This window comes from Pseudoduganella sp. SL102, from assembly GCF_027856995.1.
GTDB lineage: Bacteria > Pseudomonadota > Gammaproteobacteria > Burkholderiales > Burkholderiaceae_D > Rugamonas > Rugamonas albidiflava.
Genome location: NZ_CP115554.1, coordinates 3,894,312 through 3,910,106, shown reverse-complemented (window position 1 = coordinate 3,910,106; position 15,795 = coordinate 3,894,312). Strand labels below are relative to the sequence as shown.

At 67.1% G+C, this 15,795-nt stretch carries 12 protein-coding genes; 5 read left to right on the top strand and 7 right to left on the bottom strand.

The genetic code is table 11. The annotated features are described in order from the left end of the window. Positions 1-42: 42 nt before the first annotated feature. The 6 genes from OU994_RS16510 to OU994_RS16485 all read right to left on the bottom strand — a co-directional run bounded on the left by OU994_RS16510 (position 43) and on the right by OU994_RS16485 (position 8,140). Positions 43-675 (bottom strand): DJ-1/PfpI family protein, encoded by a 633-nt coding sequence (locus OU994_RS16510; RefSeq protein WP_281606740.1) that lies wholly within the window; start codon positions 673-675, stop codon positions 43-45. Positions 676-752: 77 nt separating this feature from the next. Next, positions 753-1,955, bottom strand: a complete 1,203-nt coding sequence (locus tag OU994_RS16505) for an ABC transporter substrate-binding protein (RefSeq protein WP_281606739.1) — start codon at positions 1,953-1,955, stop codon at positions 753-755. A gap of 22 nt (positions 1,956-1,977) precedes the next feature. Further along, positions 1,978-3,849: a feruloyl-CoA synthase gene (locus OU994_RS16500; RefSeq protein WP_281606738.1), complete on the bottom strand. Its 1,872-nt coding sequence runs from the start codon at positions 3,847-3,849 to the stop codon at positions 1,978-1,980. Positions 3,850-3,858: 9 nt separating this feature from the next. Further along, a complete protein-coding gene (locus OU994_RS16495; RefSeq protein WP_281606737.1) occupies positions 3,859-5,304 on the bottom strand; it encodes an aldehyde dehydrogenase in 1,446 nt (481 codons plus the stop codon). A 90-nt stretch (positions 5,305-5,394) separates the two neighbouring features. Continuing rightward, the gene (locus OU994_RS16490) at positions 5,395-6,228 is read right to left on the bottom strand and encodes a p-hydroxycinnamoyl CoA hydratase/lyase (RefSeq protein WP_281606736.1); all 834 of its coding nucleotides are present in this window, start codon (positions 6,226-6,228) and stop codon (positions 5,395-5,397) included. A gap of 148 nt (positions 6,229-6,376) precedes the next feature. Then, a complete protein-coding gene (locus OU994_RS16485) occupies positions 6,377-8,140 on the bottom strand; it encodes a tannase/feruloyl esterase family alpha/beta hydrolase (RefSeq protein WP_281606735.1) in 1,764 nt (587 codons plus the stop codon). A 217-nt stretch (positions 8,141-8,357) separates the two neighbouring features. Between OU994_RS16485 and OU994_RS16480 the strand changes: the two genes are divergently transcribed. From OU994_RS16480 to OU994_RS16460, 5 genes are all read left to right on the top strand, one after another. After that, a complete protein-coding gene (locus tag OU994_RS16480) occupies positions 8,358-9,269 on the top strand; it encodes an EamA family transporter (RefSeq protein WP_281606734.1) in 912 nt (303 codons plus the stop codon). A gap of 111 nt (positions 9,270-9,380) precedes the next feature. Next, the gene (locus OU994_RS16475) at positions 9,381-9,827 is read left to right on the top strand and encodes a MarR family winged helix-turn-helix transcriptional regulator (RefSeq protein WP_281606733.1); all 447 of its coding nucleotides are present in this window, start codon (positions 9,381-9,383) and stop codon (positions 9,825-9,827) included. A gap of 140 nt (positions 9,828-9,967) precedes the next feature. Continuing rightward, a complete protein-coding gene (locus OU994_RS16470) occupies positions 9,968-10,453 on the top strand; it encodes a dihydrofolate reductase (RefSeq protein ID WP_281606732.1) in 486 nt (161 codons plus the stop codon). Between the two features lie 164 nt (positions 10,454-10,617). Continuing rightward, positions 10,618-12,873: an arginine/lysine/ornithine decarboxylase gene (locus OU994_RS16465; protein ID WP_281606731.1), complete on the top strand. Its 2,256-nt coding sequence runs from the start codon at positions 10,618-10,620 to the stop codon at positions 12,871-12,873. A 452-nt stretch (positions 12,874-13,325) separates the two neighbouring features. Beyond that, the gene (locus OU994_RS16460; RefSeq protein ID WP_281606730.1) at positions 13,326-14,771 is read left to right on the top strand and encodes a sigma-54 dependent transcriptional regulator; all 1,446 of its coding nucleotides are present in this window, start codon (positions 13,326-13,328) and stop codon (positions 14,769-14,771) included. Between the two features lie 283 nt (positions 14,772-15,054). Here OU994_RS16460 and OU994_RS16455 read toward each other — a convergent pair whose 3' ends face one another. Continuing rightward, entirely contained in the window at positions 15,055-15,786 is a 732-nt protein-coding gene (locus OU994_RS16455; protein WP_281606729.1) for an amidohydrolase family protein, read from the bottom strand. Positions 15,787-15,795: the final 9 nt, after the last annotated feature.

Below are 15,795 nucleotides of genomic sequence, written 5' to 3'. Positions count from 1 at the left end.
AAAGCCGCCAGCGAATTTCCCCGCCGCCGCCGCCGCGCCGGATCACTCCTGGGCCGGCCCCATCGACGCCACCAGCGCGTGATACCACCGTTCCTTGCGCGTCTTGTGCAGCTGGTACCAGGCGCGGATGGTCTCCGGCCGCCACACCTTCAGCATCTTGAGCACTTCAGCGGAAAATTCCAGCGGGGCCAGGCCGGACGCCGTGACGAGGTTGTCGCCGCGCACCGCCGGCTCCTGCCGGTACAGCTTTTCGCCACGATAGTCGGGGCACGCCTGCTTGAGGAAGCCCAGGTCGTTGCTGGTGTGGCGCCGCGCATCGAGCGCGCCGACGCTGGCCAGGCCATCGACGGCGCCGCAGATCGCCGCCACGTTGCGGCCGGCGTCCAGCGCGTCGCGGGCGAATTCCAGCACGGGGCGCAGCTCCGGCTGGTCCCAGCGCTCGCCGCCCGGCAGGATCAGCACGTCGCCCTCGTCCAGTACCAGGTCGGCCAGCGCCAGGTCGGGCGTGTGCGCCGCGCCGCCCATGCTGGTCACCTCGTCCATCGTCACGCCCACCTTGTGGAACTTGAAGTCCGCCAGCGGGTTGGCGAAAAAGCGGCGGCTGTGCAGCTCCGCCGTCAAATAGCCGATCTCCCAATCGGCCAGCGTATCGACCACCACCAGGTAAGCGCTCATGGATTCTCCTTGTCAGTAGGGCATGCCAGTATATCGCCATGCCGGGCGCGGCGGCAGCCCATGAGCGGCTGGCCAGTTCAGCGCGGCGGCACGTTCTCCAGCACGCCGATGGGCGCGTTGACCAGCTTGCCATCGACCTTCTTCACCTCGCGGATGTACATGTTCTGCACGATGTCGCGGGTGGCGGGATCGATGCTGATCGGCCCGCGCGGGCTGTTCCATTTCATGCCGGCCAGGGTCTTGATCGCCGTGTCGCCGGTAACCTTGCCATTGAGCCTGCGCACGGTCTCGGCGATCATGCTTATCGTGTCGTAGGCCGCCACGGTGACGAAGGTGGCCGCCGGCCGCTTCGGATTGGCCGCCGCGTAGGCTTTCAGGAACGCCTTGTTGGCATCGTTGTCCAGCGCCGTCGAGTAGTTCAGCACCGTCACCGCGCCCAGCGCCCGCTCGCCCAGCGCTTCCAGCGTCGGCGAATCGCTGGTCATGTCGCCCACGCCCAGGAACCGGATGCCCGCCTTGTCCAGGCCCTTGTCGGTGAAAGCCTTCAGCAGCGCGGTGCCATCCTCGGCGCCCGGGGCGAAGAAGAACAGCGCATCGGGCTTCTGGTCCTTGGCGCGCTGCACGAAGGGCGAATAGTCGGGGTTCGCCAGCGGCACGCGCGCCGAGCCCACCACCTTGCCGCCCGCCTCGCTGAAGCCCTTGATGAACTTGGCCTCCGCATCGGCGCCCGTGCTGTAGTCGCTGACCAGCGTGTACACCGTGCCGATCGCCTTGCCGATGCGGTTCTTGCCGGACCAGGTGCCGAACGGTTCCGTCATCTGGTGCATCGTCATCGACGTGCGCACCATGTACGGCGACTTGTCGGTAATGCCGGTGGTGACGGCATTCATCACGATCATCGGCGTCTTCGCGCGCGTGGCCAGCGGCGCGACAGCCAGCGCGCTCGGCGTCAGCGAAAAGCCGATCAGGAAGTCGACCTTCTCGCGGGCGATCAGTTCCTGCGCCGCCCGTTTCGAATGGTCGGCGTTGGAACCGCCGTCGTCGCGGTAGATCACTTCGATCTTCTTGCCGGCCACCTGGTCGCCATACTGGTGCAGGTAGGTGCGGATACCGTCCTCGAACGGCTTGCCGATGTTGGCGAACGGGCCGGTCAGCGCGGCGATCACGCCGATCTTGATGGTGTCCTGGGCCTGGGCCTGGCCGGCCAGCGACAGGCAGGCGATGGCGATGGCGCCTGCGATGGTGCGGGCTGTCTTGCGGGATGCGATGCGAAGTTTCATGGTGTCTCCTCCAATGATGTTTTTAATTGCCTTGTTGTCCGGCCCGGATGGTCGCCTGATCGCCACCCTCGTACATCCCCTCCACCTGCGCGGCACGCCGCGCCAGGACTGCCGCCTGGTTCACGGTGCCCTTGTCCGTCAGCTCCCGGTGATCGATCGACGGCGGCTCTTCCTGCAGCCGCAGCATCGCCACGGCGTTCGACGAGCCCGTCGACCCGGCGTTCAGCTGCCTTAGCAACCCGGCGAAGAACTCCCGCACCGGCGCGCTGGCCAGCACCTCGGCCGGCGTCGCCGCGCCCCCCAGCCCGGAGAGCGCCTGGCAGTGTTCCATGCGCGGAAACACCAGCAGTCCGATGGCGTTGCGGTCGATGCCGGTGACCACCACATCGAGCACGTACGGCGCGCCCATGCTGATCACCTTCGCGCGCAGCGGCCCCACGCTGACGAAGGTGCCGGTGGCCAGCTTGAAATCCTCGGCGATGCGCCCGTCGAACATGAAGCCGAGGTCGGGCTGCGCGGGATCGGCGAAGCGCAGCGCGTCGCCGGTGCAGTAGTAGCCTTCCTCGTCGAACGCTTCGGCCGTGAGCGCGGGCATGCGCCAGTAGCCCGGCATCACGTGCGGCCCCTTGAAGCGCGCCTCCATCTTGCCGCCGACCGGCACCAGCTTCACCCGGCAGCCGGGCGCCGGCACGCCCACGTAGCCGGCGCGCACGATCGGCCCGGTGCCGAAAGTGCACGATGGCGACGTCTCCGTCATGCCCAGCCCGGTCATGATGCGGATCGATTCGCCGCAATGGCGCACCGCGATCGCGTCGAGCCGGTCCCACGCGGCCTGCGACAGCCCGGCTCCTGCGCAAAAGAACAGTTTCACCCGCGAAAAGAAGGTGTCGCGCAGGCCGGCGTCGGCTTCCAGCGCATCCGTCAGCATTTCCCAGCCTTTCGGGATGTTGAAGTACACCGTGGGCGCGATCTCCTTCAGGTTGGCCAGCGTGCGCCCGATATCGGCGGGCGTGGGCCGGCCGTCGTCGAGGTACAGCGTGCCGCCGTTGTACAGCGCGATACCCACGTTGTGGCTGCCGCCGAAGGTGTGGTTCCACGGCAGCCAGTCCACCAGCACCGGCGGTTCCTCGCCGAAGAACGGGAAGGTCTGCAACAGCATCTGCTGGTTGCTGCTCCACATGCCGTGCGTGGTCACCACCGCCTTCGGCTTTTTCGTCGAGCCGGAGGTGAACAGGAACTTGGCGATCGTGTCCGGCCCGACGGCGGCATTGGCCGCGTCGACGGACGATGGCTCCGCCTCCAGCAGCCTGGCGAAGCGGGTAGCAGGGAATGGGGACAGCTCGCCCGCGACGTCGCCGCTATCCAGGATCAGCTCCGCATCCGGAGGGAGAACGGCGGCGATCGCCCGGCCGAAGGCGTTGCCGTCCGATGCGTAGACAGCGCCCGGCGTCAGGTGCGCCACCAGTTCACCGAGCCGGCCGAAATCCGTGGCGACCAGCGAGTAGGCGGGAGACACGGGCACGTACGGCACGCCGGCATACATGGCGCCCAGCGCCAGCTGGTAATGCTGCAGGTCGTTCCCGGACAGGATCACCAGCGGCCGCTCGGCGGACAGGCCGCGCTCCAGCAAGGCCTGGCCGATGCGGCGCGCCCGGTCGAGCATGCCGGCATAGGTGATGCGGATCCACTCGTTGTCCGGCCCGCGCCGGGCCACCAGCATGCGCTCGGGGAACTCGCGGGCGCCGCGCACCAGGCAATCCGTAAAGCGGCGCGGCACCTCGCCCAGTGGCGTTTCCGCGTCCACGTACCAGGCGTCGCCCGAGCGCCGTACCGAGACCTGCGGGCGGCCGATCGCCACGGGGCGGCAGCGCCCCGGCATCTGAGATGCGATCATGTGCCCTCCTCAGATCGGGTAGTGGCGCGGCGTGGTCTGCACCGTGATCCAGCGCAGGTCCGTGAATTCGGCGATCGCGGCCTTGCCGCCGAAGCGCCCGTAGCCGCTGGCCTTCACGCCGCCGAACGGCATCTGCGCCTCGTCGTGCACGGTGGGCCCGTTGATGTGGCAGATGCCCGATTCGATGCGGCGCGCCACTGCCATCGCACGGCCGATATCGCGGCTGAACACGGCGGCGGACAGCCCGTATTCGCTGTCGTTGGCCAGACGGATGCCCTCTTCGTCGCCATCGAAGCGCACGATCGAGACCACCGGCCCGAACGCTTCCTCGCGGTACGCGGCCATGTCCGGCGTCACGCCGTCGATGATCGCCGGTTGCAGCAGGTTGCCATCGGCGCTCGGCACCGCCGGGAGCACGGTCGCGCCGCGCTCCACCGCATCGCGCACCAGCGCCGCCACGCGCTGCGCGGCGGCCGGGTCGACCATGCCGGCCAGCGGCGCATCGGCGTGGGCCGCCTTCAGCGTCGCCGTCTTGGCGGCGAATTTTTCCAGGAAGGCCGGCGCGATCTTGCGGTCGACCAGGATACGGTCGGCCGACATGCAGATCTGGCCCTGGTTGAAGAACGACGAGAACGCCGCCGCCTCGACGGCGGCATCGATGTCCGCATCGTCCAGCACCACCACCGGGTTCTTGCCGCCCAGTTCCAGCAGCACCGGCTTCAGGTGTTTCGCCGCCTGCTGCGCGATGATGCGGCCGACGTGGGTCGACCCGGTGAAGTTGATGCGCCGCACCGCCGGGTGGGCGACCAGCGTTTCCACCACGGCAGCCGCATCCTGCGGCGCATTGGTGATCACGTTGACCACGCCGGCCGGGAAGCCCGCTTCCTCGAAGACGGTGCCGATCAGCCGGTGCAGGGCCGGGCATTGTTCGGAGGCTTTCAGGATCACGGTATTGCCGCAAGCCAGCGGCATCGCCACCGCGCGCGTGCCCAGGATCACGGGCGCATTCCACGGCGCGATGCCCAGCACCACGCCGCAGGCCTGGCGCACGCCCATCGCCAGCGATCCCGGCACGTCCGACGGAATCACTTCGCCGGCGATCTGCGTCGTCATGCCGACCGCCTCGCGCAGCATGTTGGCCGCCAGCGTCACATTGAAGCCGTACCAGATCGGGCTGCCGCCCGCTTCGGCGACGCCGCGCGCCACGAACTCGGCGCGGTATTTTTCCATTGTGTCGGCCGCCTTCAGCAGCAGGGCGCGGCGTTCGGCCGGCGGCATGGCCGACCACGCGGGGAAGGCGCGCTGGGCTGCATCGGCGGCGCGCCGGGCATCGTCGACGGTGGCTGCCGCCGCGCGGGTGGCGGTGTCGCCGTTGGCGGGATTGCGGCGCTCGAACGCGGCGCCGTTCGAAGCGGCGGACGGGCGGCCGTCCACCAGCAGATCGGTCTCGAACATGGTGTCTCCTCGGTATTCTCGCGGGCCGGCAGGTCGTCGTGACTCTTGTGGCCGGCCCGTACTATAAAGGATGGCTTGCGCGGCGCGCGATCAGCCGCGCTTGTAGGCTTGCAGGCCCGGCTTGATGGTCTTGTCGTCCAGGAACTGCTTCAGGCCTTCCTTGCGGCCCTTTTCCGGATCGCGGTAGTTCGACTGGTCGGTCTTCGCGTACAGGTAATCCTCGCCCTGCTCCCAGGTCAGCTCGCGGGCGCGCTTGAAGCCCTGCTTGGCGTAGCGCAGCACCACCGGATTCTTTTCGAGCAGGTTGCGCGCCAGCGCGATCACGGCGTCGCGCAGCTCTTCCTTCGGTACGCTGCGGTTGACCAGGCCCATCTCGGCCGCCTGCCTGCCGGTGAAGGTCTCGCCCGTCATGATGTAGTGCAGCGCCTGGCGGTGGCCCATCGTGTCCGCCACGGCCTTGCTGACCAGGTTCCCCGGCGGGATGCCCCAGTTCACTTCCGACAGGCCGAACACGGCATCGTCGGCGGCGATCGCCAGGTCGCACGCCACCAGCGGCGAGAACGCGCCGCCGAAGCACCAGCCGTTGACCATCGCGATGGTGGCCTTGCTGTACATGCGCAGCAGCTTCCACTGCCATTGCGAGCAATCGCGGCGGATGCGTTCCTGGGTGATTTCCGGCTTGCCGTCGGTCTCGCGGAAGTACTCTTTCAGGTCCATGCCCGCCGACCAGGATTCGCCGGCGCCCGTCAGCACGATCACCTGCGCGTCGTCGTCCAGTTCCAGCGTTTCCAGCACGTCGATCATTTCGCGGTTCAGCGTGGGGCTCATCGCGTTGCGCTTTTCCGGACGGTTCAGCGTGATCCAGCCGATGCCGTCCGCCACGTCCACTTTCACGGTTTGCCAGCGTCCTTCGTAGTTGCTCATGCCTGTCTCCTCGGTGTCATTGCTTTGTCTGGTTTGTCAGGTTCGCCTCGTTTATCAGGCTACCTGATATGAAGTTCATACTAGTCCTAATCAGGCAGCCTGACAAGTATTTTTTTCTGCCTGTTTTTCTGCCTGTTTTTCTGCCTGCTTATTTGCAGGCGAAGTTGGCCGCGTCGTCGATATTGCCGCCGGCGTAGGTCGCCACTTTCGGCCAGCTGCACAGTGGCCGCGACCGGCCTGCGGGAATGGTGCCGAGGCCCGGATTGGCGCTGGCCGTGCGTGCCGTGGCACGGATCGCCTCCGGTTCGACGCCCTTCTCCACCCAGTCCACCAGCGGGGTCAGCATGTCGAACTGGTCGGTTGCCGGGCCGCCGGAGCAGTGGTTCATGCCCGGCACCGCGAACACGCGGGCGAACGATGGCGTGTCGGCATGGTTCGCCTTCAGCGCGTCGAGCCACTTTACCGTGTCGTCGAACGAAAACACCGGGTCGCTGACGCCGTGGAACACCAGCACCTTGCCGCCGCGGCCACGCAGCGTGTCGAGCCGGCCCGGCGTGGCGGGGGTCATGAACGACATCGACGATTCCTTGAACCGGTCCGTGGTCGCGTATATTTTCGCGGCATCCGTGTCGAAGTTGAAGTTCAGCGCGTAGTCGAGCAGCGCCGTACCGCTGGAGGTCAGCGCGGCGGGATCCGCGGGCGGCGTCGAGAAAATCAGTGCCATCGATGGCGCGCCCAGCGTGGCCGTGAGGCCCGGCGCGGTCGCCGAACCCAGCTTCCACACGCGCCAGCCACCCGCCGCCAGGCCCGGGTCCCACGACCAGCGCGCATACAGTGCTTTCCCGGCCGAGTCTTTGGGACCGTCGTAGACCTTCTGCAGCGCCGCCTTCTGCGTGGCCGTCAGGCACGTACCGTCCGGCGACGCGGTACACGTGGGCACGTCGTTCGCCAGCGAGAACGTGGCCTGGCAGCGCGCGGTGTCACCGACCATGCCATCGGTGGCGCCATCGAGCGCATCGCAGCGCTCGACGATCTTGCCGGCGACCAGGCGCAGGTCGGGGTCGGAGAAGCCGGCGCCGATGTTCGGCCGGCCATCGGCACCGCGCGGCGCCGCGCTGGCCAGGGCCTGGGCATCCCACATCTGCGTGACCGCCGCCTGCGGCAGGTTGTAGCCGGGCGCGCCGGCCAGCACGCCGTCGTACTGGTCGCCGAAGCGGCTGGCCGCCACCAGCCCGTGCCGGCCGCCGTTCGAGCAGCCGACGATGTACGAGCGGTCCGGCCCCTTGCCATAGGCCGCCTTGATCAGGTTCTTCGCCATCGGCGTCAGCTGGCCCACCGCGTTGTAGCCATAGTCGAGCCGCGCCTGCGGGTCGAGGCCATACACCTGCCCGGCGATCGCGCCCGGCCGGGTGGCATCGGGCACGTGGCCGGCGTCGGAACTGATCACCGCATAGCCCTGCAGCAGCGCATTGCTGGACGGGCCGCCTCCCGGCAGGTTGCCGAACGCCGCGTTGCCGCCGCTGATGCTGCCGTCGTTGCCGCCGTTGGCCTGGTAGAAGAAGCGGCCATTCCAGTCGCGCGGCAGGCGCATCTCGAAACCGATCGCATACGGCCGGCCATCCACGCCCGTGCGTTCGTTCATCTTGCCGAGCACCACGCAATGTTCGGGCATCGGCGTGGCCACGCCGTTCAGGGTCTGCGTCACGCTGCCGGCCGGCGCCAGCGTGGCCGACGTGATCGAGGTGTTGGCGAAGGCCGCCTTCGCGGCGAGGTCGGTGCAGCTGGACAGCGTTGCACCGGTAGCCGCGGCGAGATGCGTGGACGTGGCCTGGGTGCTGCTGCCGCCACACGCGGCCAGCGCCGCGGCGAGCGCTATCGCCGTCAGGGGCGTGCGGAAGGATGGGTTGTGCATGGGGTCTCCGGTCATTATGGTGTCGTTATCAGGCGTCCTGATATTAGCTTCATGGTAACTCCGGGCACCCCCTGGTGACAAGGGGGACTTTTACAGCGGGACTTTTACAACACGTGGCATCCCGGCGAGCCTTCCCGCTGGCGATAGATTTGGAGAGTATCCAGCCCGCGCAAGCGTGCTACGCTCGGCCGTCACGCACATCGGAGCGACACCGGCAATGATCCCCACGCGCGCTGGAACCGGCAACCTGCTGGCCATTCTTTCCGGCGTCGCCGCCAACCTGCTGCTCGGCTTTTCCTCGCTGTTCTGGAAGGCGCTGGCGGCGCTGCCGCCGGCCACGCTGGTGGGCTACCGGATCCTGTCGTCGCTGGCGATCCTCCTTCTCGTCACGGCATTGCTGGGGCGCTTCCGGGACCTCGGGGCGCGGCTCGGATGGCGCATCCTGGCCATTCATGCCGTGGCGGCCTTGCTGGTCGTGGTCAACTGGGGCACGTTCATCTGGGCATCGATCCATGGTCACGTCATCGAGAGCGGACTGGGTTACCTGATCGCTCCGTTCGTGGCCATTGCCGTCGGCGCCCTGGCCCTGGGCGACCCGATGGGGGTGATGCGCAAGGCGGCGCTGGCGGTCATCGTTGCCGCGGTGTTTGCACTGATCCAGCGCAGCGGCGAACTGCAGCACTGGGTCTACCTGGTGATCGGCGCCACATGGGGCGCCTATGCCTGCCTGAAGAAGCTCACCACGCTGGATGCCTTCAGCGGTTTACTGTGCGAAACCGCGGTGCTGGCCGCCCTGCTTGCAGTGAGCCTGGCGACGTCGACCACTTCGCTCCGGCTGCCCGAACCCATGCCGGATCCCGGTCTGCCGGTCTTGCTCGCCCTGGGCGGCGTGGTGTCGGTCTTTCCGCTCTGGCTGTTTTCACTTGCCGCGGCACGCCTGCGGCTCTCGGTGATGGGATTCTTCCAGTTCGTCCTGCCCACCACCCAATTGTTCGTGGCACTGGTCTTCTACCGGCAGGCCGTGTCGGTCAATACCTTGCTGTGCTTCGGCGCGATCTGGTTCGCCCTCGGCGTGCTGGTGTCCGAACCGCTGGTCAGCCGCGCCCGCGGCACGCGCCCGGCGGCGTAGGCATCCGCATCATCACGCTGGCCGGCGCGGACATCTCGCTCGCGCGCGGCCAGCGAACGCCGCGATTGGTTCTACAATACCGGCCAGTCCGACATTTTCCGTTCTCCCTACATGCCACTGAAAAACGACACACCCGGCCGCCCTTCCGGCCTCGCCTACCTCGTCGGCCGCCTCGACCACGTGCTGAGCCGCCGCCTGCGCGAGAGCCTCGCGCCGCTTGGCCTTACCGTGACCCAGTACACGGCCCTGTCGGTGTTCCGCGCCCAGGGCTCACTGTCGAACGCGCAGCTGGCCGAGCGCACCATGGTGTCGCCGCAATCGGCCAACGAGATGGTCAAGGCGATGGAAGCGCAGGGCTGGATCGAGCGCCGTCCGGACCCGTCCCACGGCCGCATCATCCAGATCAGCCTGACGATCGCCGGCCACGCGGTGATGGAACGCTGCGACGCCGAGGTGGTGAAGGTGGAGGCGCTGATGTTCGCGGGCCTGTCCGATGGCGAGCGCGCGGCGCTGCACGGCGCGCTGCGGGGCGCGGTGCGCGCGCTCAGCGAGGGTTGAGCGGAGACCGGGCCAGACCAGGTAAACAACTCGCGCAAACCGCGAGGCCGCAGCTTGGTGGTATGCCGCCCGGTTGCGCCGCTGCGTCACACGGCTGAAGCAAAAATCGCCGATAATGGCGCACTTTCAGAAAACACACCATGACGCAACTTTCCATCATCGTCGCCATCGACCGCCAGCGCGGCATCGGCGTGCGCAACGCGCTGCCGTGGCACCTGCCGGAAGACCTGGCCCACTTCAAGCGCCTGACCACGGGCCACCCGATCATCATGGGCCGCAAGACCTTCGATTCGATCGGCCGCCCGCTGCCGAACCGGCGCAGCATCGTCATCACGCGCGATGCGGACTGGCGGCGCGAAGGCGTCGACACCGTGCATTCGCTCGACGAGGCGGTGGCCCTGGTGGGCGATGCGCCGGCCTTCATCATCGGCGGCGCCCAGGTGTTCGATGCGGCGCTGGCCGTGGCGGACCAGCTGATCGTCACCGAGATCGACGGCGAGTTCGAATGCGACACCTTCTTCCCGGCGATCGACCCGGCCACCTGGCAGGAAAGCGAACGCACGCGGCACCAGTCCGCCAATGGCCTGGCGTTCGATATCGTGCTTTTCCGGCGCCGGCACCGATGAGTTTTTCTCCCCCGCTCATGGTGGCGCCGCCGCCCATGCACATTGCGTAAGATTTTTCCACCTGAGCGGTGCGAATTCTGCGAGAATCGCGGACTTTTCCTTATTGGCACCCCGCCCGCCCTGGACAACACCGATCCCGGGCGGTTCTTCTTTTTGGAGACATCATGAAATTTCGTTTCCCCATCGTCATCATCGACGAGGACTTCCGTTCCGAGAACTCTTCCGGCCTGGGCATCCGCGCCCTCGCCGCGGCGATGGAGAAGGAAGGCATGGAAGTGCTGGGTGTGACCAGCTATGGCGACCTGTCGCAGTTCGCCCAGCAGCAGTCGCGCGCCTCGGCCTTCATCCTGTCGATCGACGACGAGGAATTCGGCGCCGGCTCGAAGGAAGAAACCGACCACGCATTGAAATCGCTGCGCGCGTTCGTGGAAGAGATCCGCTACAAGAACGCCGACATCCCGATCTACCTGTACGGCGAAACGCGCACCTCTCGCCACATCCCGAACGACATCCTGCGCGAACTGCACGGCTTCATCCACATGTTCGAGGACACGCCGGAATTCGTGGCGCGCCACATCATCCGCGAAGCGAAGAGCTACCTGGACGGCCTGTCGCCGCCGTTCTTCCGCGCGCTGGTGCACTACGCGAACGACGGCTCGTACTCGTGGCACTGCCCCGGCCACTCGGGCGGCGTGGCCTTCCTGAAGTCGCCGATCGGCCAGATGTTCCACCAGTTCTTCGGCGAGAACATGCTGCGCGCGGACGTCTGCAACGCCGTGGAAGAGCTGGGCCAGCTGCTGGACCACACCGGCCCGGTCGCCGCCTCCGAACGCAACGCGGCGCGCATCTATAACGCGGACCACTGCTACTTCGTCACCAACGGCACCTCGACGTCGAACAAGATGGTGTGGCACTCCACCGTGGCGCCGGGCGACATCGTCGTCGTCGACCGCAACTGCCACAAGTCGATCCTGCACTCGATCATCATGTGCGGCGCGATCCCCGTCTTCCTGATGCCGACCCGGAACCACCTGGGCATCATCGGGCCGATCCCGCTGGAAGAATTCTCGATGGAGTCGATCCAGAAGAAGATCGATTCGAACCCGTTCGCGCGCGACGCCAAGAACAAGAAGCCGCGCATCCTGACGATCACGCAATCGACCTACGACGGCGTGGTGTACAACGTCGAGGTGCTGCGCGAAATGCTGGACGGGAAGATCGACACGCTGCACTTCGATGAAGCGTGGCTGCCGCACGCCACCTTCCACGACTTCTACAAGGACATGCACGCGATCGGCAAGGACCGCCCGCGCGCCAAGGAATCGCTGATCTTCTCGACGCAGTCGACCCACAAGCTGCTGGCCGGCCTGTCGCAGGCGTCGCAGGTGCTGGTGCGCGATTCCGAGACCGTCAAGCTGGACAAGGATATGTTCAACGAGGCGTACCTGATGCACACCTCGACCTCGCCGCAGTATTCGATCATCGCCTCGTGCGACGTGGCCGCGGCCATGATGGAAGCGCCGGGCGGCACCGCGCTGGTCGAGGAATCGATCCTGGAAGCGCTGGACTTCCGCCGCGCCATGAAGAAGGTCGACGAGGAATGGGGCAGCGACTGGTGGTTCAAGGTGTGGGGCCCGGATACCTTCGCCGAGGAAGGCATCGGCTCGCGCGAGGACTGGATCTTCAAGGCCGAGAGCGAGGAATGGCACGGCTTCGGCAAGCTGGCGCCGGGCTTCAACATGCTCGACCCGATCAAGGCCACCATCGTCAACCCGGGCCTGTCGCTGGACGGCCAGTTCTCCGATACCGGCATCCCGGCGTCGATCGTGACGAAGTACCTGGCCGAGCACGGCGTGATCGTCGAGAAGTGCGGCCTGTACTCGTTCTTCATCATGTTCACGATCGGCATCACCAAGGGCCGCTGGAACACGCTGCTGACCGCGCTGCAGCAGTTCAAGGACGACTACGACAAGAACGCCCCGCTGTGGCGCATCCTGCCGGAGTTCTCGGCGAACAACCAGCGCTATGAAAAGATGGGCCTGCGCGACCTGTGCCAGCAGATCCACGACTTCTACAAGGCCTACGACGTGGCGCGCCTGACGACGGAGATGTACACGTCGAGCATGGTGCCGGCGATGAAGCCCTCCGACGCGTTCGCCAAGATGGCGCACCGCGAGATCGAGCGCGTGGCGATCGACGAACTGGAAGGCCGCATCACGTCGATCCTGCTGACGCCGTACCCGCCGGGCATCCCGCTGCTGATCCCGGGCGAACAGTTCAACCGCACGATCGTCGACTACCTGCGCTTCGCACGCGACTTCAACGAGCGCTTCCCGGGCTTCGAGACCGACGTGCACGGACTGGTCAAGCGCGAAGTGAACGGCAAGCGCGATTACTTCGTCGATTGCGTGAAGGAATAAGCGGAATAAGCGGAACCGCGCCCGCGCGCCTTCATGCCGTTCATGTAAGCCCACCCCAAGTGCAAATGCCGGGGTCAGACCCGGCGGGTCTGACCCCAGCCCTCGCCGTTGGGGTGAGCTTTTGCGCTCACAATGTTCAGCCGAAGATGCCGGAGCCACCGGTGCCCGTGCCGCTGGTGTCGGACACTTTTTCGGGCGCTTCACCCGAAAAAGTGTCGGACACCGGTGTTCGCCGACCAGCTACCTGATCATCGAAAACCGGTGTCCGACACCCAAACCCCGGGTGTCCGACACCAAGCCGACGGCTTGGCGGTTGCCGGAGAGTCGTCCAGCGACCGATAGTTCCCCGTCAAGGTTTTAATTAATACAAGCAACCGGCACCTTGCGCTGCTATATTGGTCGATGCGCCGCAATGATTGCATGCGGCTATGGTCTTCACGCATGAGGTAGCCATGGCGTTGTCGATCTGGATGCAGGCGCTGGGCCAGGGCGGTGCACAAGCCGCGTCGGCCCTGCGCGCCGCGCTCGGCGGCGCCGGCGTGACCGTGCGGGATGCCTCGGTTGCTGCCTCTGCCTCTGCCTCTGCCTCTGCCTCAACCTCTTCTTCGACGTCCACCGCTACCGCCGCATCCATCGCCGCATCGGCGTCGGCCACCGGGTTCGGCGTGGTGCTCTGCGGCGCCTGCGACGGCACCCTGCTGCAGACCGTCCAGGCGCTGGCCCTGAACGCCGCCGTGCTGGCCATCGATTGCGCGGCCGAACCGCTGTCGCCGGATGCCATGTGGGCGTTGCTCGAAGCGGGTGCCACCGACCTGCTGCCGTGGTCGAGCGCCGAGCTGTGCGCGCAGCAGGTCGCGGCCCGCCTGCACCGGTGGGATGCGCTGCAAAAGCTGATGGGATCGCACGCCGTGCAGGGCTGCCTGGTCGGCGACAGCACGCCCTGGCGCGCCCTGGTGCGGGGCGTGGTCGAGGTGGCGGCATTCACCCAGTCGCCCGTGCTGATCACGGGCGAAACGGGTACCGGCAAAGACCTGATCGCCCGGCTGATCCACCGCCTGTCCGGCGCGACCGGCGAGCTGACGGTGCTCGACTGCACGACCCTGTCGCCCGAACTGGCCGGTTCGGAACTGTTCGGCCACGAACGCGGCGCATTCACGGGCGCCGTCAGCGCGCGCGACGGCGCCTTTGCGATGGCCAACGGCGGCATCCTGTTCCTCGACGAAGTGGGCGAACTGCCGCTGCCGCTGCAGGCACAGCTGCTCCGCGTGATCCAGGAGCAGCAATACAAACGGATCGGCAGCAACCAGTGGCAGCCCAGCAGGTTCAGGCTCGTGTGCGCGACCAACCGCGACCTGGAAGCAGACGTCGCCACCGGTGCATTCCGCGCCGACCTGTACTACCGGATCGCAGCTTGGCGCTGCCGCCCGCCGCCGCTGCGCGAACGGCAGGCCGACATCCTCCCGCTGGTCGACCATTTCCTGCGCCAGCTCGACCCGCAAGGCCGCGGCTGCCCGCTCGACCGGGCGGTGCGCGACTACCTGCTGACGCGCGACTACAAGGGCAATGTGCGCGACCTGCGCCAGACCGTCGCGCGCATCTGGTACCGCCACACGGGCCCCGGGCCCATCACGATCGGCGACGTGCCGCCGGACGAACGCCTGCACCGCGCCCCCGCCTGGCCCGATGCGCCCTTCTGCGACGCCATCCGCCACGCCGTCGACCGCGGCATGTCGCTGGCGCGCATCGGCCAGGCCGCCACCGACATGGCCATCCGCCTCGTGCTCGAGCAGGAAGGCGACAACAACCAGCGCGCCGCACAGCGCCTCGGCGTCACTGACCGGGCCCTGCAGATCCGGCGCAAGGCCGCCCGGGAGGGCGAACCCGACACCCGGGCCTAGCGGCACGCCCAAAATCGGTGACAGGCTCCATCTTAAAACCGGTGACAGGCTCCATTTAATTTACCCAAGACCCAACTGCTGGGGTCAGACCCGGCGGGTCTGACCCCGGACCTCGCACTTGGGGTTAGTTCGCCAAAGCGGCATCTCAAAACCGGTGACAGGCTCCATTTAATTTGCAACATTTCCCGGAAAATGGTGCCTGTCACCGTTTTTCCTGTGGTGCCTCCAGTAATCGGAGCCTGTCACTGGTTTTCAGTAATCGGAGCCTGTCACTGGTTTTCGGTCAGCCGCGCTTGCCGATCAGGCGCAGGAAGTTCAGGCCGGTGACGAGGGCCTCGTCCTCCTTGTTCAGCCCCAGCAGCCGCACCTTGTGCAGTTCCAGGCCGGGGTGCAGCCAGGGCCCGTCCGACCCGAACAGCACCTTGTGCGGCCCGGCGCGGCGCACGGCGTCGCACAGCAGGTCGAAGCGCCGGATGCCGGAGGTGTCCGTGTAGATGTTCGGATGCCGCACCAGGTGGTCGATCAGCGCCAGCTGCGACGACCACTGGTCGCCGAAGCTGCCCAGGTGCGGCAGGATGAAGTCCACGTCCGGGTATTGGGTGGCCAGCAGTTCGGCCACGTGCACGTCGCCCATCGGGTCGTACAGCACGGGGATGCCGAAGGCGCGCGCGGCGTCGCAGATCTCGCCGCTGATCGGCGCGTCGTGCCGGTGTACCTTGATGCCGACGAAGCCGTGCCGCTCGACAGCCGTGCGCACCATCGCGCCGATGCGGCCCCGGTCGCGCGCCGCGTGCACGAAGGCCAGCCCGTAGTAGCGCTGCGGCTGCGCGGCGACCAGGGCGGCCACGGCTTCGTTGGCGCTGGCATAGTCGGAATGGAACGCGGCCAGCAGCACGGTGCGGTCGATGCCCGCCTTGGCGGCACGCCGGGTATAGCGCGCCAGGGCCAGGTCGCTGTCCCATGGCCCGGTGAGGCCGTCGCCGGGGCCGGCATGGCAATGGCAGTCGATGATCATCGCGCCACG